Below are 16,548 nucleotides of genomic sequence, written 5' to 3'. Positions count from 1 at the left end.
ATGCCCGGCGTGGTCGTCCGCTCCGTCGCAGCGGGCCGTGCCCGGCTGACGGTGCCCTGGGTACGCGACCGCCCGGGCAGCGCCGGAATGGTCGACGAGCGGCTCACCGGCATCAGCGGGTTCCGTGCGCTGCGGATCTTCCCCCGCACCGGGAGCGTCGTCATCTGGATGGCGCCGGACCTCCTGGACGTCGACCGCCTCGTGGCGGCGCTGGACGACGCCCCGCCCTCCTCCGCGCCCGCCAGGCCGACCCGCTCGACACCCGACTCCTCCACCGGTGAGGTCGCCAGGCTGGTCGTCGGGGGCGCGGTGCTCGCGCTCGTGGCGCTGCGCCGCCTGCTGGGAAGGCCCCGCTTCGCCTTCGGCTCCCAGGGACTCCTCGGCGCGGTCACGGTCTTCACCGGCCTGCCCTTCTTCCGAGGGGCCCTGCGCTCCCTCCGCGGCGGCGCCCATCCGGGGACGGACTCCCTGGTCACGGCGGCGACGGTGATCTCGCTGGTCCTGCGGGAGAACGTGGTGGCCCTCACCGTGCTGTGGCTGCTGAACATCGGTGAGTTCCTCCAGACCCTGACCCTCCGCCGCACCCGGCGCGCGATCGAGGAACTGCTCACCATCGGCGAGGAGCGCGTCTGGCTCGTCCGGGAGGGCGCCGAGGTCGAGGTGGCGCTCGACGACGTCGAGCCGGACGACGTGGTCGCCGTCTACGAGCACCACCGGATCCCGGTCGACGGACACGTCGTCTCCGGTGACGCGCTCGTCGACCAGGCGGCGATCACCGGTGAGGCGCTGCCCGTCTACGCCCGGGAGGGCACCCACGTCTACGCCGGCACGATCGTCACCTCCGGCTCGCTCAACGTCAGGGCGAGCCTGGTCGGGCGGGACACCACGGTCGGCCGGATCATCAGCCGGGTCGAGGAGGCCCAGTCCGACCGCGCCCCCATCCAGACCGTGGCAGCCCGCTTCACCCGCCGCTTCGTGCCCGTCTCGTTCGCTCTCGCCGCGCTGACCTATGCCGTCACACGTGACGCCCGACGCGCGATGACCATGCTCCTGATCGCCTGCCCGTGCGCCGCCGGCCTCGCCACCCCCACCGCGATCAGCGCGGCGATCGGCAACGGGGCACGCCGCGGAACCCTCATCAAGGGCGGCACCCATCTGGAGGGCGTCGGCCGGGTCACGGCGGTCGTCTTCGACAAGACGGGCACACTGACCTTCGGACGTCCCCTGGTGACCAGCGTGGTGACGCTCAGCGACAGCTTCACCGCCGACGAGGTGATGGGCCTGGCCGCCTCCGGCGAGCTGCACGCCCGGCACCCGCTGGCCCAGGCCATCGTCGCCCGCACCGAGGAGCAGCACCTCCACATCCCCATCCACCAGGCCTGCGAGGTCGTCCTCGGGATGGGCATGCGTGCCGAACTGGACGGCACCAGGCTGCTGGTCGGCAGCCCGGCCCTGCTCCGCCGGCACGGGGTCCGGCTCACCGACGAGGCCCAGGGGTGGACCGAGCAACTCCGGCGAGGCGGGGAGACGGTCATCTGCATCGCCCACGACGAGGACCTGATCGGCATGCTCGGTGTCTCCGACGCCGTACGCTCCGGCGCGGCAACCGTCATCCAGCAGCTGAGGGACCTCGGTGTCTCCCGCCTTGTGCTCCTCACCGGTGACGCACCCGAGACGGCGCAGGTCGTCGCCGACGCCCTCGGCATCACCGAAGTCCACGCCCACGCGCTCCCCGAGGGCAAACTGCAGCTGATCCGCGACCTGCAGAGCGAAGGGCACACCGTCGCCATGGTCGGGGACGGCACCAACGACGCACCCGCGCTGGCCCTGGCCGACGTCGGCATCAGCATGGGTGAGCACTCCTCCCACGTGGCCCTCGAAACCGCCGACATCGCCCTGGCCGGAAACGACCTGCGCCAGGTCGCCGCAGTGGTCGAACTCAGCCGCCACACCCTGCGCGTCGTACGGCAGAACTACGGCCTCGCCATCGGGGTCAACCTCGCCGGGCTGCTGGCGAGTGCGGGAGGCTCCGTCAACCCCGTCCTCGCCGCGCTGCTCCACAACACCAGCAGTATCGCGGTGGTCGGCAACTCCGCCCGGCTGGTCAGCCACACCCCGCATCTGCCGGGCACGGCCGGCGACGAACTGAGGGCAGCGCCCCTGGAAGGCCGCCGGGTGAGGTGACACCCCGGCACACCGGGCTTCAGCGCGGCGGTGCGATCCCCCGGGGGCCGGTGCCCGGCGACCGGTCCACGGGCCACGGGGCCCTGGCGACCGGCGGGCGGCGGGCGGTCCTCGGGCCCTGGTGCCCGGCGGACCGGCGGACCGGCGACCGGCGGGCAGCGGGCAGCGGGCAGCGGGCGGCGGGCGGTCCTCGGTCCCTGGTCCCCGGTGCCCGGCGACCGGTCCACGGTCCTCGGGCCCTGGTGCCCGGCGGACGGCGACCGGTGGGCGGTCCTCGGTCCCCGGTCCCCGCTGCCCGGTGCCCGGCGACCGGCGACTGGCGGGCGGCGGGCGGCGGGCGGTCCTCGGCCCCTGGCGACCGGCGGGCGCTGTTCCCGGCGGCCGGCGGACCGGCGAAGTCGACCGCTGTGCCCGGTGGCCGGCGGGCACTCGGCGCTGTGCCCGGCGGCCGGCTGCGACTCCGGGGCGGCTGCACGAGGACGAAGGCGGTATGCGCTCGGCACGCCATCGGTCACGGGACGATGCGCCTGCCGGCCGGTCACCCCTCGACGAGTGCGGCAGCTCATCCCTCGGCGAGTTCGGCACCACCGGCGTAGCCCGCGCGTGAACCCGCCGGGAGCGCCGGCCCTGCTCCCAGGGACCTGACCGCCGGCGACTCCGTGACGCTGGGCGTGGGGCTGCCGGTGGGACTGCCCGTGGGCGAGGGGACCGGACTGCCGCTGGGGCTCGGCGAGACGGGAGCCGTCGGCGCGGGCGACGGCTCCGGGCGGCCGCCGGTGGAGGGGCGCGCACTCGGCTCGCCGGTCACGGGCGGCGACGCGGTGCGCGGGGCGGGCTCCGGGGCGCGGGTGGCCGGGGGAGGCGGGGGAGCCGGGGAAACGGGGGAAGCGGGAGGACCGGGAGGAGCGGAGGTGGTGGGAGGGCCCGCGGGCAGACCGCCGTCCCGGCCGCGGGCGGCTCCCCTGGCGGGGTGCGTGGCCGGACGTTCCGGCGAACGGGAGGCCTCCGGCGGTGCGGTGTCGTCCCGGGGCTCGCCGGAGACCGCGGGCTCCGGGCTCAGCGCGGCCTGCGGAAGGCCGGCGGAGCCGTCCGCCAGCAGGAAGGACGTACCCACACCGCCGAGCACGGCGAAGGCGGTCGCGGCGGCGGCCCGGACGCCGTAGGTCTTCCACCGCCGTGGCCGCGGCCGGGCGCGTTGCATCGGGCCTTTCGGGGTGGCGACGTGGATCGTGTGGGTCGGGTCCGGGTCCGGGTCCGGGTCCCCCGGAGTGTGGGCTGGGTCCGCGGCCATGGGAGTGGGGGGCTGGGACGGGTCCACGGGAGTGGGGGTCTCGGACGCGCCGACCGGGGTCGGGACGGCATGAGCGGGTGTGTGGCCCGTCCGGGTCGTACGGTCCGGGGCCGGGACCGACGGGACCGCCGGGGGAGCGGGGACCCGGGGCATTCGGACCGTGGCCGCTGCGGAGTCCGGGAGGGAGCCCGCGGATCCGCCGGGTGCGGCCGCCTCATCCGGGCCGGTCCCCGGCATGGCCGGTTCGCCCACCGGAATTCCGGCCGTGGTCGCCATCGCCGAGTCGTACGCACCGCATTCGGGGCACGTCACCGCGCCGTTGAGGGGACGGTGGCAGGGCGCGCAGTAGTCCATGGGCGCGGCCGCTCAGTGGGGGAGCCGCAGGTGGGCGGCCTGCTCCGCCGAGCGCGCCGAGCGCGCTGAACGCGCTGAACGCGCTGACGCCGGGCGGCGTACCGCGGGCGCGGGGCGGAGCCGGGTGCGGTGCGGAAGGGACCTGGGCATGTACGGACCTCGCTCACTCACCGGTCTGGAAGGGGCACCGGTTACCGGGGTCAACGACGGCCTCGGAGTGGTCGTTCAAGAAGCTGCGGAAACGTGGCACAGCTAACTTCCCGCCCCATGCGTACCGTTGGCGGCCGGGCCGGGGCACCCGACCGGGCCCGGCCCCGGCGGGCGGGGATGATCGGCCGTTTCCCGCCGGGGCCCTGACCAGCTACGGCAGTGCCCTGCGCGAGCCGGACGGCCGGATCCACCGGGCCGGCCGGCTCGGAGACCGCGACGCAGACGCACGGGCTGATGGGCAGACGCACGGGCTGATGGGCAGACGCACGGGCTGATGGAGGGCGCGGTGCGCTCAGGGGAGCGGGCCGCCCGGGAGGTCCCGGCCCTGAACCGGCGCGTCCACGCGACCCGGCGTCCTGGCCCGGCCCGCGGATACCGGCTCGGTCCGCGGATCCCGGGCTTCGGCCCGTGGATCCTCTACTCCCGTCCGTGGACCCTCGCCCCGGGCCTCCCCGCGGCGCCCGGTCGCGCGTGCGGCCGGATCACGGATGGCGCGCGGTCACGCGCGGCGACGGGTCACCCGTCTCCGGCTCCCGGCGCTGCTCACGGCCCTGCCCAAGGGCCTGCCCGGCGGACGCTCCGCGCCGGGGCGGGCGGGACCTGCCGCGCCAGGACGGCGGCCGGTGCTGCCCGCGCCGAAACGGGCCGTCCCGGCGCGGCCCGTTTCGGCGCGGGCAGCACCGATGCCTCAGTGGTGCCTGGTGTGCTTGCGCACCTGGTCGGCCGCCTTCTCCGCCATCTCCTGCGCCTTGCCGCGCAGCACGTCGTTCCGGCCCGAGCGCCGCATGGACTTGTCACCCACGGTCTTCCCGAGGGTCTCCTTCAGCTTGCCCTTGATCTGCCGCGCCTTGGCGTTGTGCTTGCTCATCAGGATCGGTGTCCTCTCGGGTCCGTGGTGCGTGCACGCACCGGTTAACCCTGCGCCTGTTCACCCTGCGCCTACCCGGGTTGCCCCGCAACCCGCGCAACCCGCGCACCCTGCGCACCCTGCGCACCCTGCGCACCCGCACACCCGCACACCCGGCGTGCCTGCCCGTCGGCCCATCCGCATACCCGCATACCCGCATACCCGCGTGTCCGGCACACCCGCGCACCCGCGCTTCGCACCCGGTCCCGGCTGTGATGGAGTGGGCGCCGTAACCCCCCGCGGTGAGCGCGCGGGCAGGAGCGAGTACGGGAGGCGCCATGACACGTCCGGTCACCGTCGTCACGGGCGGCAGCCGGGGCATCGGCGCGGCGACCTGCGTCCGGCTGGCCGCCGACGGGCACGACCTGGCCCTCGGGTATGTCAGCGACGCCGCGGCCGCCGAGGAGGTGGCGCGGGCCGTGCGCGCGGCCGGGGGGCGCTGTGTCGCGGTGCGGGTGGACACCTCCGACGAGGCCGGGGTGGAGCGGCTGTTCGACATCGCGGCAGCGGAACTCGGCACCGTGACCGGCCTGGTCAACAACGCCGGCGTCACCGGCCCGCTCGGGCGGCTCGCCGACGCCCGCACCGAGGACCTGCGCCGGGTCGTCGACGTGAACCTGCTGGGCTGTCTGCTGTGCTGCAGACGAGCTGCCCGCGACATGGCCGCGAGCGGTTCCGGTGCGATCGTCAACATCTCCTCGGTCGCCGCCACGCTCGGCGCCCCCGGGGAGTACGTCCACTATGCGGCGACCAAGGCGGCGATCGACGCCCTGACCGTGGGGCTGGCCAAGGAGCTCGGGCCGCAGGGTGTCCGGGTGAACGCCGTCGCCCCCGGCACCGTGAACACCGACATGCACGCCGCCATGGGAGACCCCGACCGGCCGGCGAAGGTGGCCGCGGTGACCCCGCTGCGGCGGCCGGGGGAGCCTGCCGAGATCGCCGGCGCCGTCTCCTGGTTGCTCTCGGACGACGCGTCCTTCACGACCGGCACGGTCCTCAGGGTCTCCGGGGGCCGCTGAGCGCCGCCCACCGCGGGCCGTGCCGCGCGCTCCCGCCCGTGCCGCGCGCTCCCGCCCGTGCCGCGCGCTCCCGCCCGTGCCGCGCGCTCCCGCCCGTGCCGTGCGGTAAGGGGCTCGGGCCCCGCCCGCCCGTGCGGTAAGGGGCTCCTGGTCATGCGTCCTTATACTTCGGCCATGCCGCCGATAGCCGCACTCCGCACGACGCACCCCGCATGACCGCCCCCGGCACCCCCGCGACCCCCGGCACCCCCGCGACCCCCGCGACCCCCGGCACCCCCGGCACCCCCGCGACCCCCGGCACCCCCGCCCGCGGCCGCCGCGTACTCGCCGACCTCACACCGCTGCGCGCCTCCGCCGACTTCCGTCGGCTCTGGTTCGGCAACACGGTCTCCTGGATCGGCCAGGGCATGACCACTCTGGCGATCTCGCTCCAGGTGTACGACATCACGCGCTCGACCTTCTCCGTCGGGCTCGTCGGACTGTTCTCGCTCGTCCCGCTGATCGTCTTCGGTCTGTACGGGGGCGCCGTCGCCGACACCGTGGACCGGCGCGCGCTCGGGCTGTGGAGCGCGGCCGGTTCCGCCGGTCTGTCGGCCGCGCTCGCCGCCGCCGCGTTCGCGGGCCTCCACCACGTCTGGTTCCTGTACGGCGTGGTCGCCCTCCAGGCGGTGTGCGCCGCGCTGAACTCGCCCGCCCGCAGCGCGATGATCCCCAGGCTGCTGCCGCCCGAGCAACTGCCCGCCGCCAACGCCCTCTCCTCGATGACGATGACGTCCGGCATGCTCCTCGGCCCGATGCTGGGCGGCCTGATAGTCGGTCACGGCGGCTACCAGACCGCATACGCCGTCGACTTCGTCGCGTTCGGGGCCGCGCTGTACGCGATGTGGCGGCTGCCCCCGATGCTGCCCGACCGCGACGGGGCGAAGGGCGGGCGGGCGTCCGTGCTCGACGGGCTGCGCTTCCTCTCCACCCGGCCCAACATCCGCATGACGTTCTTCTCCGACTTCTGCGCGATGATCCTGGCCCATCCACGCGCGCTCTTCCCCGCCGTGGCCGGGCTCTGGTACGGCGGGGACGCACGTACGACCGGTCTCCTCGTCGCGGCGCCGGCCGTCGGCGCGCTCCTGGGCGGGGTCTTCTCCGGCTGGCAGGGGCGTGTCCGTCGGCACGGGGTGGCGATTCTGCTCGCCGTGGCGGCCTGGGGTGCCGCGATCGCCGTGTTCGGCCTGACCAGGAACCTCTGGCTCGGGCTGGTCTTCCTCGCACTCGCCGGATGCGCCGACACGGTGTCCATGGTGTTCCGCAACACCATGCTCCAGACGGCCGCGCCGGACGAGATGCGCGGCCGGCTGCACGGGGTGTTCATCGTCGTCGTGGCGGGCGGTCCCCGCCTCGGCGACTTCCTCGCCGGCTCGGTCGCGGACCTCACCTCGCCCGCGGTCACGGTCACCGGCGGCGGCCTCGCCTGCGTCCTGGCGGTCGGTCTGCTCGCCCTGCGCGGCCGGAGCTTCGTACGCTACGACGCCCGCCGGCCCACGCCGTGAGCCCGCCCCGCCGGTGGGATGCCCGGGCATCCGCCGGGCACCCGCCGGGCCCCCGCCCCCGCCGCCCCGCCGCGGCGCTGTCCCCACGCCGCCGTGCGCCCCCGTCCCCGACCTTGTCCCCGACCCGTCCCCGGCCTTGCCCCCGACCCGTCCCCGACCTTGTCCCCGTCGCGTCCTCGGCCCCGGCGCTGTCTCCGTTCCGTCGTTCCGTCGTTCCGTCGTTCCGTCGTAACCCCGTGCCTGCCGTAACCCCGTGCCTGCCGTGACGCGGTGTCGCGACGCCGCGGTGCCCGGGGGTCCGTGCCGGGGATGGCCCTCGCTGCGGACACCCGGGCACCGCACGGCCTGTCCGCCGCACGACCGTTCCGCCGCGTGGCCCTTCCTCCGGCCCGGGTGGTCCCGGAGGCCACGCGCGCTCACGCCGGTGCGCCGGAAGGAACCGAGTCGCGGCAACGGCTCCTTGACGTCGTCGCCGTCCTCCGAAGGCCAGGTCCAGTCCATGCCGCCTGCCGCGAGGAGGGCCGCCTTCACTTCGGTGGGGGAGGCGCCGGGGTGGGTCGCCCGGTACAGGGCTGCCCCGCCCGCCGTGTGCGGGACGGCCATGGAGATGCCGGACAGGGTGGCGTAGCCGCCGTTCGCGGAGGTGGGGAGGACGCACACACCGGGGGCGATCAGATCCACGTCCCGGCCGTGGCCGGAGAAGTCAGCAGGGCGGCGGGTCGCCCACCGGGCGCCTGGCGTGGCGGCGGGTGTCGACCGACCACATATGAGTGCAGCCGGGGCACTGAAGGTGGACCACCGCGCCCTGATTGGAGATCAGATAGCGCCAGTGCTCCACGCAGTTGCGCCGGTCCGCGCAGACGGCGCAGTCGCGAGCGTCGTCGCAGGCGGGGCAGGGCAGCCAGGCGCGGCGGGCGATGTCCGCCTGCGGGTCAATGGGAAGGCGCACGGCCCGGGCCTCCTCCCGGCAGGACACCGGCGGCGACGAGCATGTCGTGGGTCCGCTGCTGCTCGGCGTCGAGACCGGAGTAGAGGAGCGTGTACGCGGCCTCCTCACCCTCCAGCGCGGCCACGGGGTCCCAGCCGGGCCCCAGCGCGGCCACCACCTCGGCCCGGCGCCGGGCCTCCTCGAAGGCCAGGTCGATCTCGAACGGCATGAGGTCGGGCGAGCGGTCCTGGTCCATGAGCGACACTTCCGGTGGAGCTGCGGTGCGGTGCCCGTGCGGGCCGACATCCACGTCTACCAGAGGGCGGCACCTCGAGGGAAGGCTTACCTAAGTTGCTGTGATGCACCTCATGGGCCGGGGTGGCCCTGCCGGCCCTGCCGGCCCCACGGCCGCATCGCCGTGACGCCGTGACGCCGCACTCGGTGCCGGAGCCGCATCCGCCGCGCGGATCACTCGGCCCTTGCCACGATCCCCCGTACCACCCCGAGTTCCACCAGATCCCGCGGCCGCAGCCGGAGCTGGTCCGCGGTGGCCGGGGTCTCGGAGGGGTCGCGTTTGAGGATCGCCGCGGCGAGTTCGGGCGCGATGACCGAGAAGTAGCTGTCGGGGGTCACCCAGGTGTTGCCCGGGGCGGCCAGCGCCAGCGCCCCGCCGGAACCGCCCTCGCCGATCACCAGGGTCGTCACCGGCACGCGCACCGATGCCACCGCCGCGAACACGTCGGCGATGGCCGCACCCGCCCCGGCCCGCTCGGCCTCGGCGTCGTTCGCGGCGCCGGGCGTGTCCACGAGGGTGAGGACCGGGATCCCGAGCCGGTCGGCGAGCCGGATGAGCCGGGCCGCCGTGCGGTAACCGGCGGGCCTGGTCGCGGTCCCGGTCTGCGCCGCGTAGGCCACCACCCGCCCCTCGCGCAGCCCGAAGCCGCAGATCATCCCCGGGTCCGAACCACCGCACCGGTCGCCGTGCAGGTCCGCCCGCTCGTCGAACCAGGTGTCGAGATACGCCCCCGCGCGCGGCCGGTGCGGTGCCCGGGCCCGCCGTACCGCCTCCCAGCCGGTCGCCGCCGCGCCGTAGGCGCCGTCAAGGGCCGGCGGCGGCGGGACGGGAACTCCGCCCGGCACCGGCTCCACGGTGCCGCCCGCCAGCAGCCGCAGCCACAGCGACAGTGCCGGACGCAGCCGGTCCCGGGTGACGATCGCGTCGACGTGCCCCGCTGCGAGCTGGCCCTCGGCCGTGTACGCCGACGGGTCCGCGTCCGCCGGCCTGACCCGGGAACCGGCGAACCCGACCTGCGCTCCCGGCAGTGCGAGGACCACGTCCGCGCCCGCCCCCAGCGTGGCCCAGCCACCGCCGGTGGTGGGGTCGCGCAGCACCGCGATCTGCGGCAGACCGGCCGCGCGGTTGAGCGCCGAGGCCCGAGCCACCCGGTGGAGCTGGCCGAGGGCGACCATGCCCTCCTGCATCCTGCTGCCGCCGGTGGCGACCAGCGACACCAGCGGCAGCCGCGCGGCGCGGGCATGGGCGTAGGCCTCTTCCAGCAGGTCCCCGGCCCGCCGGCCCAGCGACCCGCCGAGGAACCGGAACTCGGACGACACCAGCACCGCGCGGCGGCCACCGATGTCCGCCGTCCCCCATACGACGGACTCCCGCTCACCGGTCCGCTCCGCTGCCCGTGCCCGTGCCTGCGCGTAGCCGGCCCACCGGAGCGGACCGTCGCCGTCGCCGTCGCCGGAGGCGTCCTCGGCGGCGGCCGGCGGGTGCTCCTCGAAGTCGTCGGAGGCCAGGGCCACGGCCTCACGAGCCGTCGACACGTCAGCCACGGGAGAGGGACCTCTTCATGATCTTGCCCATGTCGTTTCGGGGCAGCGCGTCGAGGAAGCGGACCGTCCGCGGGCGCTTGTGCGGGGCGAGCTGGGACGCGACATGCCCGGCCAGCTCGTCCCCGGACGGCGGCCGGGCCGGGTCGGCGGGCACCACCCACGCCACCACCCGCTCGCCGAGGTCGTCGTCCGGTTCGCCGGTGACCGCGGCCTCCCGCACCTGCGGGTGCTCCAGCAGCGCGTTCTCGATCTCGCCCGCGCCGATCTTGTAGCCGCCGCTCTTGATCAGATCCGTCGCCTTGCGGCCCACGATGCGCACCTGGCCGTCCGGGGCCCGGACCGCCATGTCGCCGGTGCGGAACCAGTCGCCGTCGAACGCCGCCGCGGTCGCGTCCGGCCGGTTGAGATAGCCGGTGAAGAGGTTCGGCCCCCGCACCTGGATCTCGCCGACCGCCTGCCCGTCCAGCGCGGTGATCTCCGTCCCGTCCTCCTCCACGAGCCTCAGCTCCACCCCCGGAAGCGGATGGCCCACCGATCCGGGACACGGCTCGCCGTCCACCCGGACGCTCGTGTTCATCAGCGTCTCGGTCATCCCGTACCGCTCGACGACCCGCCGGCCCGTCGCCGCGAAGATCCGCTCGTGGTCGTGGACGGGCAGCGCCGCCGATCCGGACACCAGCAGCCGGGCGCCCGCGAGGGACTTCGCCAGCTCCGGATCGCCGTCCACCGCCTCCGCCAGCCGGTGGTACATCGTCGGCACCCCGAAGAGCATCGTCGCCCCGGCGCCGAGCTCCCGCCCCACACCCTCGGCCGAGAACCGCCCGAGGTGCCGCACCGCGCCGCCCCGCCGCAGCGGGCCGAGGACACCGAGGATCAGCCCGTGCACATGGAACAGCGGCAGCGCCTGGACGAGGACGTCGTCACCGGTCCACCCCCATGCGTCCGCCAGCGCGTCCAGGGTGGCGGCGATCGCCCGGCGCGGCAGCACCGCGCCCTTCGGCGGGCCGGTGGTCCCCGAGGTGTAGACGACCAGCGCCGCGGTCTCCGGTCCCGGCTCGGCGGGCAGGGCCCGGACGACGGGCCCCGACGGGTTCCCGTGACCCGCGGCGCCCACGTGACCCGCGGCGCCCCCGGGGCCTGCCATGCTCCCGGGTCCTGCCTTGTCCCCGGGTCCTGCCTTGTCCCCGGGGGCCGCCGCCTCGATGTCGATCCGCTCCAAGGCGGCCAGCACGGGCGGCAGTTCGTCGTCAGGGGCGGCCAGTACCAGCCGCGGGGCGCTGTCCTGGATGATGTGGGCCAGTTCCCGCTCTCCCGTCCGGGGGTTGAGCGGTACGGCGGGCACCCCCGCGAGCAGCGCCGCCACCACCCCGACGGCCGTCTCGAGCGTGGGCGTGGCCCAGACCGCGACCCGGCCGGCCCCGGAGATCCGCTCCGCCGCCGCCCCGGCGGCGCAGGCCAGTGCGCCGTACGTCAGCTCCCGGTCGCCGAAGCGCAGCGCGGGCCGGTTCCGTACGCCGCGGTCCCCGGCGGTCGTGACGTCTGTGGCGGTCGTGACGTCCGTGCCGGCTGTGGCGCGCATGGCCGCCGCCAGGGCGGGGAACAGAGCACTCACCGGTCGTCCTCCTCAAGTCGCTTCCGCACGGGCCGGGTCGCGGGCGCCCGTCGTCCCGCCATTCTCCCCGTGATGGGCCTACCCGTACGTAACAGAGTTCGGGCCCGGGGCCGCCGTGTGCGGCCCGGCAGGACGGAGAGTGCTCCCCGTCCGAACCGATCCGGTGCCACCCCCGTCGGTATCCCCTGCATCCAACAGGCTCGCGGCCTCCGGCAGTACCCCTGCCCACGGGCCGCTTCCGGGCGACCTCCCGACCCGGCGGTATGCCCATAGCCGGCGGCACTCCCGGTCTCCGGCGGAACCCCTGTCCCACCGGAACCTCTGTCCCACCGGAACCTCTGTCCCACCGGAACCTCGCATCCCACTGGAATTTCGCGCCCCCGGCGGGTGTCCAGGTGTCCACGGGCTGTCCGGTACCTGGGCCGGTGGCACCTGCCGCAGCGGTACCCGACTCAGTGGCCCTTGGCGTGCCGGCATCGGAGCCTTGCGGCACGTGCCTGTCGGCGGCTGCGTTCGGCGCATGTGGTTCGGGCACGTGTCGTTGCGGCATGTGTGGTTCGGGCATGTGTTGCCCCGGCACGTGGTCACCCGCCCTGACCTTGGCCTTCGGGCACGGGCGTTCGGGCGCGGGCGTTCGGGCGCGGGCCGTCCGGCGAGTGGCCGTCGTGCGCACTCCGGTCCGGGGGCGAGTCGGAGTGTCAGGTGGTGAGCGGGGAGAGGACCATCGAGGCGACGTTGCCCTCCATCATCTCCCCGAGCCCCTGCACCGCGCACACATCGGGCCGTTCGGCGATGTGGACCGGCATACCGGTAGCGTCCCGCAGCATCTGGTCGAGTCCGGGCAGCAGCGCGCTGCCGCCGACCATCATGATCCCGCGGTCGGCGAGATCGGCGACCAGGTCGGGCGGGCAGTCGCGCAGGATCCTTCCGATGCCGTCGAGCACCGCGGTCAGCGGTGTGTGGATGGCGTCCCGCACCGCCGCGGTGTCGACCCGTACGGAGCGCGCCAGCCCGGTCGCCACGTCCCGGCCGTGGATCTCGGTGGTGGAGGGGCCCTGGAGGGTGAGGCCGTTCTCGCTGAGCGCGATCTGGAGGGGGCGTACGGACTGGCTGGGCAGCATCAGTTCGTGCTGGTGGCGCAGGTGCTGGATGACGGCGTGGTCCACAGCCTCACCCCCGACCGGGATACGGGCCGCGGTGACGATGGAACCGAGGGAAAGGACGGCGACCTGCGTGGTGGCCGCACCGCACATCATGATCATCGTGGCGGTCGGCTGCTCCACCGGGAGTCCGCAGCCCACGGCCGCGGCGATCAGTGTGTCGACCAGCTCCACCCGGCGCGCGCCCAGTCCCACCAGGGTCTCCACGGTGGCGCGCTGGGCGAGGGGGTCGGCCTCGTGCGGAGTACAGGCGGCGGCGCGCAGCCGGGGCTTGCGGCGCAGTTGCCGGCGGAGCTTCTCGCCGAGCAGATGGCGGAGCATGCGCTGGGCCATGTCGATGTCGACGACGGTGCCGCCGGTGACCGGGCGCATCACCCTGATGTAGTCGGGGGTACGGCCGGTCATCTGCTCGGCGAACTCACCGACGGCGATGAGGGCGCCGTTGCGGATGTTGACCGCGACGACGCTGGGCTGGTCGACGACGAGCCCTGCGCCCTTCACATAGACCCGGGTCCGCGCCGCGCCCAGATCGACGGCGACATGGCAGCGGCGCAACTGCTCAAGACTGACGGTCATGGCAGGTCCTCCCGAGACGGTTCCCTCCTCGCATCCTGCGATCACCGGGTGCGTCACGCGCGCTGGGATGAGCCGGTCGGGGTGGGTTCCGCAGGAGGCAGCCGGGGCGGAGGCAAGCAGCGGGCGCGACCACCGGGGGGTGATCGATGTATGGCGATTGATGCGTGGTGATCGACGGGTGGTGATCGACGGGTGGTGATCGACGCGCGCCGGGCCGAGCCGGTCGGGTGTGGACCACCCGGGCGCAACGGGCATGGCGGGCGAAACAGGCGTGCTGGGCGAGGCGGGCGAGGCGGGCGAGGCGGGCGAGGCGGGCGAGGCGGGCGAGACAGGCGCGACGGGCACGGTGCCGCGCCGGGCACGGTGTGGCGCAGGGCCGGGCGCCGTGTGGGAATCGGTGTCAGGGGCCGTACGCCACGCGTTGCAGCAGGCCCCAGGTGAACTCGGCCACGCATGACCGCCCGTCGGGGAGGTCGAACGCAAGCCGCCGGCGTGAGGGAGCGGTGCCCTCCATCGGCCGTACCGGGGCGAAGGCCGCGGCGACCTCGTCGACCGTGCAGCACCAGGGGCGCAGGTCGTCGGCCGTGCGCAGCCGGGGTCCGGCGGCCCCCGGCGCCCGGACCAGCCATTCGTTCCAGACGGCTCCGCCCGGTCCGGCCAGCACTTCGAACCGGAGGTCCGGCCACAGCGGCAGGCGCCACCGCAGCGCCGCGCACTCCAGGTCGCCGACCCTGCGGCGGTCCGGGCCCTCGGGCTCACCGAGCATCGAGCGGTACCGGGACAGAGCCCCGCGTGCGCGCGGGGAGCGGACGGCCGCCTGCCAGCGGCGGTTCGCCTCGCGCATCTCGGCGGCCGTCGCTCCCAGCTCACGGCGTGCCTCCTCGACCAGCTCAGGCTGGTGGTCGGCCATCCGGCGGAGCAGGACGAGCTGGAAGGCACGCGATCCGAAGGTGTCCATGCCCTCATCGTGCCCTTCACCGGTGGCGCCCGGGACGGTGTCCGGGACGGGGTTCGGGGCGGTGTCCGGGACGGGGTCGTACGGACAGGTGCACGAGTACGTCCCGGCCGGCCGACGGGCCGAGGAGACGCGGACTCCGTACGGGATCCTCACAGCCGCGCCCACCTCAGATGTCGCATCGCCGCATACGTTCCGGGGGCCATGGACTGCTGCCGCCTGTGCCGCCGACGCCTCGACGGGGCCATGGCGTGCACCTGGTGCGGTACTCCCGCCGAGGAACCGCGCCGCCGCCGACCCGCCTCCGCCGCGGCGGAGGGGATGCCTCGTCGAACCGGGCGGGGCGTATGGCGGCGACGGCCGGCCGCCGCCGGCCTACCCGTCGGCCTACCCGTCGGCCCCGGTGTCCCCCAGCATCCGCCTCAGCAGGTCCCGCAGGGCGCGGCGTTCCTCCGCCGACAGCTCCGCGAGCGGCTCGCGCGCGAAGCGCAGGGCGTCCCTGAGGCCGCGTGCCGTCCGGTGGCCCTCGTCCGTGGCCGCCGCTATCTTCACCCGGCGGTCGGCCGGGTCCGGTCGGCGTTCCACCAGGCCGCGCCCCTCCAGCCGGTCGATGATCCCGGTGACGTTCGACGGCTCGCACTTCAGCTGCCGGGCGATCCGCCGCATGGCGGTGGGTTCCATGGCCAGCAGCCCGAGCACCCTGGCCTGCGCGCCGGTGAGGTGGTAGCGGGCCGCGGCTTCCTCGTACTCCTCGTGGTAGCGCGCCACGACGGTGCCGATGAGGTCGACGACCTCCAGGGTCAGCGGGTCTGTGCGCGTGGTGGACATGCCGTCAGCATACCCGGTTACTTGACAATATTAAATATTCAGTCGCATGATTGTTTAAGGATATGAAGCATTTCTAGGAGGCCCGCACATGCCCGCACTGCCCGCGACCAGCCGCGAATGGCACCTCGTCGCCCGTCCCCACGGCTGGCCGGAGCCGACCGACTTCGCCCTGCGTGAGGCCCCGGTGACCGAACCGGGCGAGGGGCGGATCCTCGTCCGCAACCTGCACTTCTCGGTCGACCCCTATATGCGCGGCCGGATGAACGACGTGAAGTCGTATGTGCCGCCGTTCCAGCTGGACCAGCCCATGGAGGGCGGTGCGGTCGGCGAGGTCGTCGCGTCCGGCGCGGAGGGCTTCGCCCCCGGCGACCACGTCCTGCACTTCCTCGGCTGGCGCGAGTACGCCGAGGTGGACGCCCGCCAGGCGACCAAGGTCGACGGCTCCGTCGCACCCCTCTCGGCCTATCTGGGCGTGCTCGGCATGCCCGGAATGACCGCCTACGCGGGCCTCTTCGACGTCGCCTCCTTCAAGGAGGGCGACGTGGTCTTCGTCTCGGGCGCCGCCGGCGCCGTCGGCAACCAGGTCGGCCAGATGGCGAAGCTGAAGGGCGCCTCCCGCGTCATCGGCTCGGCCGGATCCGACGAGAAGGTCAGGCTCCTCGTCGAGGAGTACGGCTTCGACGCCGCCTTCAACTACAAGAACGGCCCGGTCGCCGAACAACTGGAGGCCGCCGCCCCCGACGGTATCGACGTGTACTTCGACAACGTCGGCGGCGAGCACCTGGAGGCCGCGATCTCCTCGCTCAACGTCCACGGCCGCGTCACCCTCTGCGGGATGATCGCGCAGTACAACGCGACCGAGCCCACCCCGGCCCCGCGCAACCTCGCCATGGTCATCGGCAAGCGGCTGCGTCTGCAGGGCATGATGGTCAGCGACCACGAGGCCATGCAGCCCGAGTTCGTGCGCGATGTCGGCGGCTGGCTGCGCTCCGGCGAGCTGAAGTACCAGGAGACCGTCGTGGAGGGCATCGAGAACGGTGCCGAGGCGTTCCTGGGCCTCATGCGCGGCGAGAACACCGGCAAGATGGTCGTCTCGCTCAACCGCTAGACGAGCCCAGGGGCTTACCTCCGCCGTCGCGGT

The 16,548-nt window shown here is 74.6% G+C and carries 12 protein-coding genes and 1 pseudogene; 4 read left to right on the top strand and 9 right to left on the bottom strand.

Annotated elements, in window-relative coordinates; translation table 11 throughout:
- Positions 1–2,184, top strand: coding sequence for a heavy metal translocating P-type ATPase (locus DDQ41_RS05840; RefSeq protein WP_109293517.1), 2,184 nt, complete (start codon positions 1–3; stop codon positions 2,182–2,184).
- Positions 2,185–4,727: 2,543 nt separating this feature from the next.
- Here DDQ41_RS05840 and DDQ41_RS05825 read toward each other — a convergent pair.
- Positions 4,728–4,907, bottom strand: a complete 180-nt coding sequence (locus tag DDQ41_RS05825; RefSeq protein WP_109293515.1) for a CsbD family protein — start codon at positions 4,905–4,907, stop codon at positions 4,728–4,730.
- Positions 4,908–5,224: 317 nt separating this feature from the next.
- Between DDQ41_RS05825 and DDQ41_RS05820 the strand changes: the two genes are divergently transcribed.
- Entirely contained in the window at positions 5,225–5,965 is a 741-nt protein-coding gene (locus DDQ41_RS05820) for an SDR family NAD(P)-dependent oxidoreductase (protein ID WP_109293514.1), read from the top strand.
- A gap of 212 nt (positions 5,966–6,177) precedes the next feature.
- Complete coding sequence (locus DDQ41_RS05815) at positions 6,178–7,509, top strand: MFS transporter (protein ID WP_262508365.1); 1,332 nt, start codon at positions 6,178–6,180, stop codon at positions 7,507–7,509.
- A 570-nt stretch (positions 7,510–8,079) separates the two neighbouring features.
- On the opposite strand, the pseudogene DDQ41_RS32265 reads toward DDQ41_RS05815, so the two are convergent.
- From DDQ41_RS32265 to DDQ41_RS05770, 8 genes and pseudogenes are all read right to left on the bottom strand, one after another.
- A pseudogene (locus tag DDQ41_RS32265) lies at positions 8,080–8,169 on the bottom strand (hypothetical protein); the annotation flags it as partial.
- Positions 8,170–8,212: 43 nt separating this feature from the next.
- Entirely contained in the window at positions 8,213–8,458 is a 246-nt protein-coding gene (locus DDQ41_RS05805; RefSeq protein WP_109293513.1) for a hypothetical protein, read from the bottom strand.
- Complete coding sequence (locus tag DDQ41_RS05800; protein ID WP_109293512.1) at positions 8,442–8,693, bottom strand: DUF6400 family protein; 252 nt, start codon at positions 8,691–8,693, stop codon at positions 8,442–8,444. The genes DDQ41_RS05805 and DDQ41_RS05800 overlap by 17 nt, the downstream gene beginning before the upstream one ends.
- A gap of 212 nt (positions 8,694–8,905) precedes the next feature.
- Positions 8,906–10,276 carry a carboxyl transferase domain-containing protein gene (locus tag DDQ41_RS05795; protein ID WP_109293511.1) on the bottom strand — a complete coding sequence of 457 codons (1,371 nt, stop codon included), beginning with the start codon at positions 10,274–10,276 and terminating at the stop codon, positions 8,906–8,908.
- Positions 10,269–11,888, bottom strand: coding sequence for an acyl-CoA synthetase (locus DDQ41_RS05790; RefSeq protein ID WP_262508364.1), 1,620 nt, complete (start codon positions 11,886–11,888; stop codon positions 10,269–10,271). The genes DDQ41_RS05795 and DDQ41_RS05790 overlap by 8 nt, the downstream gene beginning before the upstream one ends.
- Before the next feature lie 698 nt (positions 11,889–12,586).
- On the bottom strand, positions 12,587–13,624 hold the full coding sequence (mreB, locus tag DDQ41_RS05785) for a rod shape-determining protein (RefSeq protein WP_109293510.1): 1,038 nt from the start codon (positions 13,622–13,624) through the stop codon (positions 12,587–12,589).
- Positions 13,625–14,024: 400 nt separating this feature from the next.
- Positions 14,025–14,582, bottom strand: a complete 558-nt coding sequence (locus DDQ41_RS05775) for a hypothetical protein (protein WP_109297557.1) — start codon at positions 14,580–14,582, stop codon at positions 14,025–14,027.
- A 384-nt stretch (positions 14,583–14,966) separates the two neighbouring features.
- On the bottom strand, positions 14,967–15,407 hold the full coding sequence (locus DDQ41_RS05770) for a MarR family winged helix-turn-helix transcriptional regulator (RefSeq protein WP_109293509.1): 441 nt from the start codon (positions 15,405–15,407) through the stop codon (positions 14,967–14,969).
- 88 nt (positions 15,408–15,495) lie between these two features.
- On the opposite strand from DDQ41_RS05770, the gene DDQ41_RS05765 reads away from it, so the two are divergent.
- Positions 15,496–16,515 (top strand): NADP-dependent oxidoreductase, encoded by a 1,020-nt coding sequence (locus DDQ41_RS05765; RefSeq protein ID WP_109293508.1) that lies wholly within the window; start codon positions 15,496–15,498, stop codon positions 16,513–16,515.
- Positions 16,516–16,548 lie beyond the last annotated feature (33 nt).

The organism is Streptomyces spongiicola (assembly GCF_003122365.1).
Taxonomy (GTDB): Bacteria; Actinomycetota; Actinomycetes; order Streptomycetales; family Streptomycetaceae; genus Streptomyces; species Streptomyces spongiicola.
Note: the sequence above shows the minus strand (reverse complement) of the source record. Positions and strands in the feature narration are given on the sequence as shown.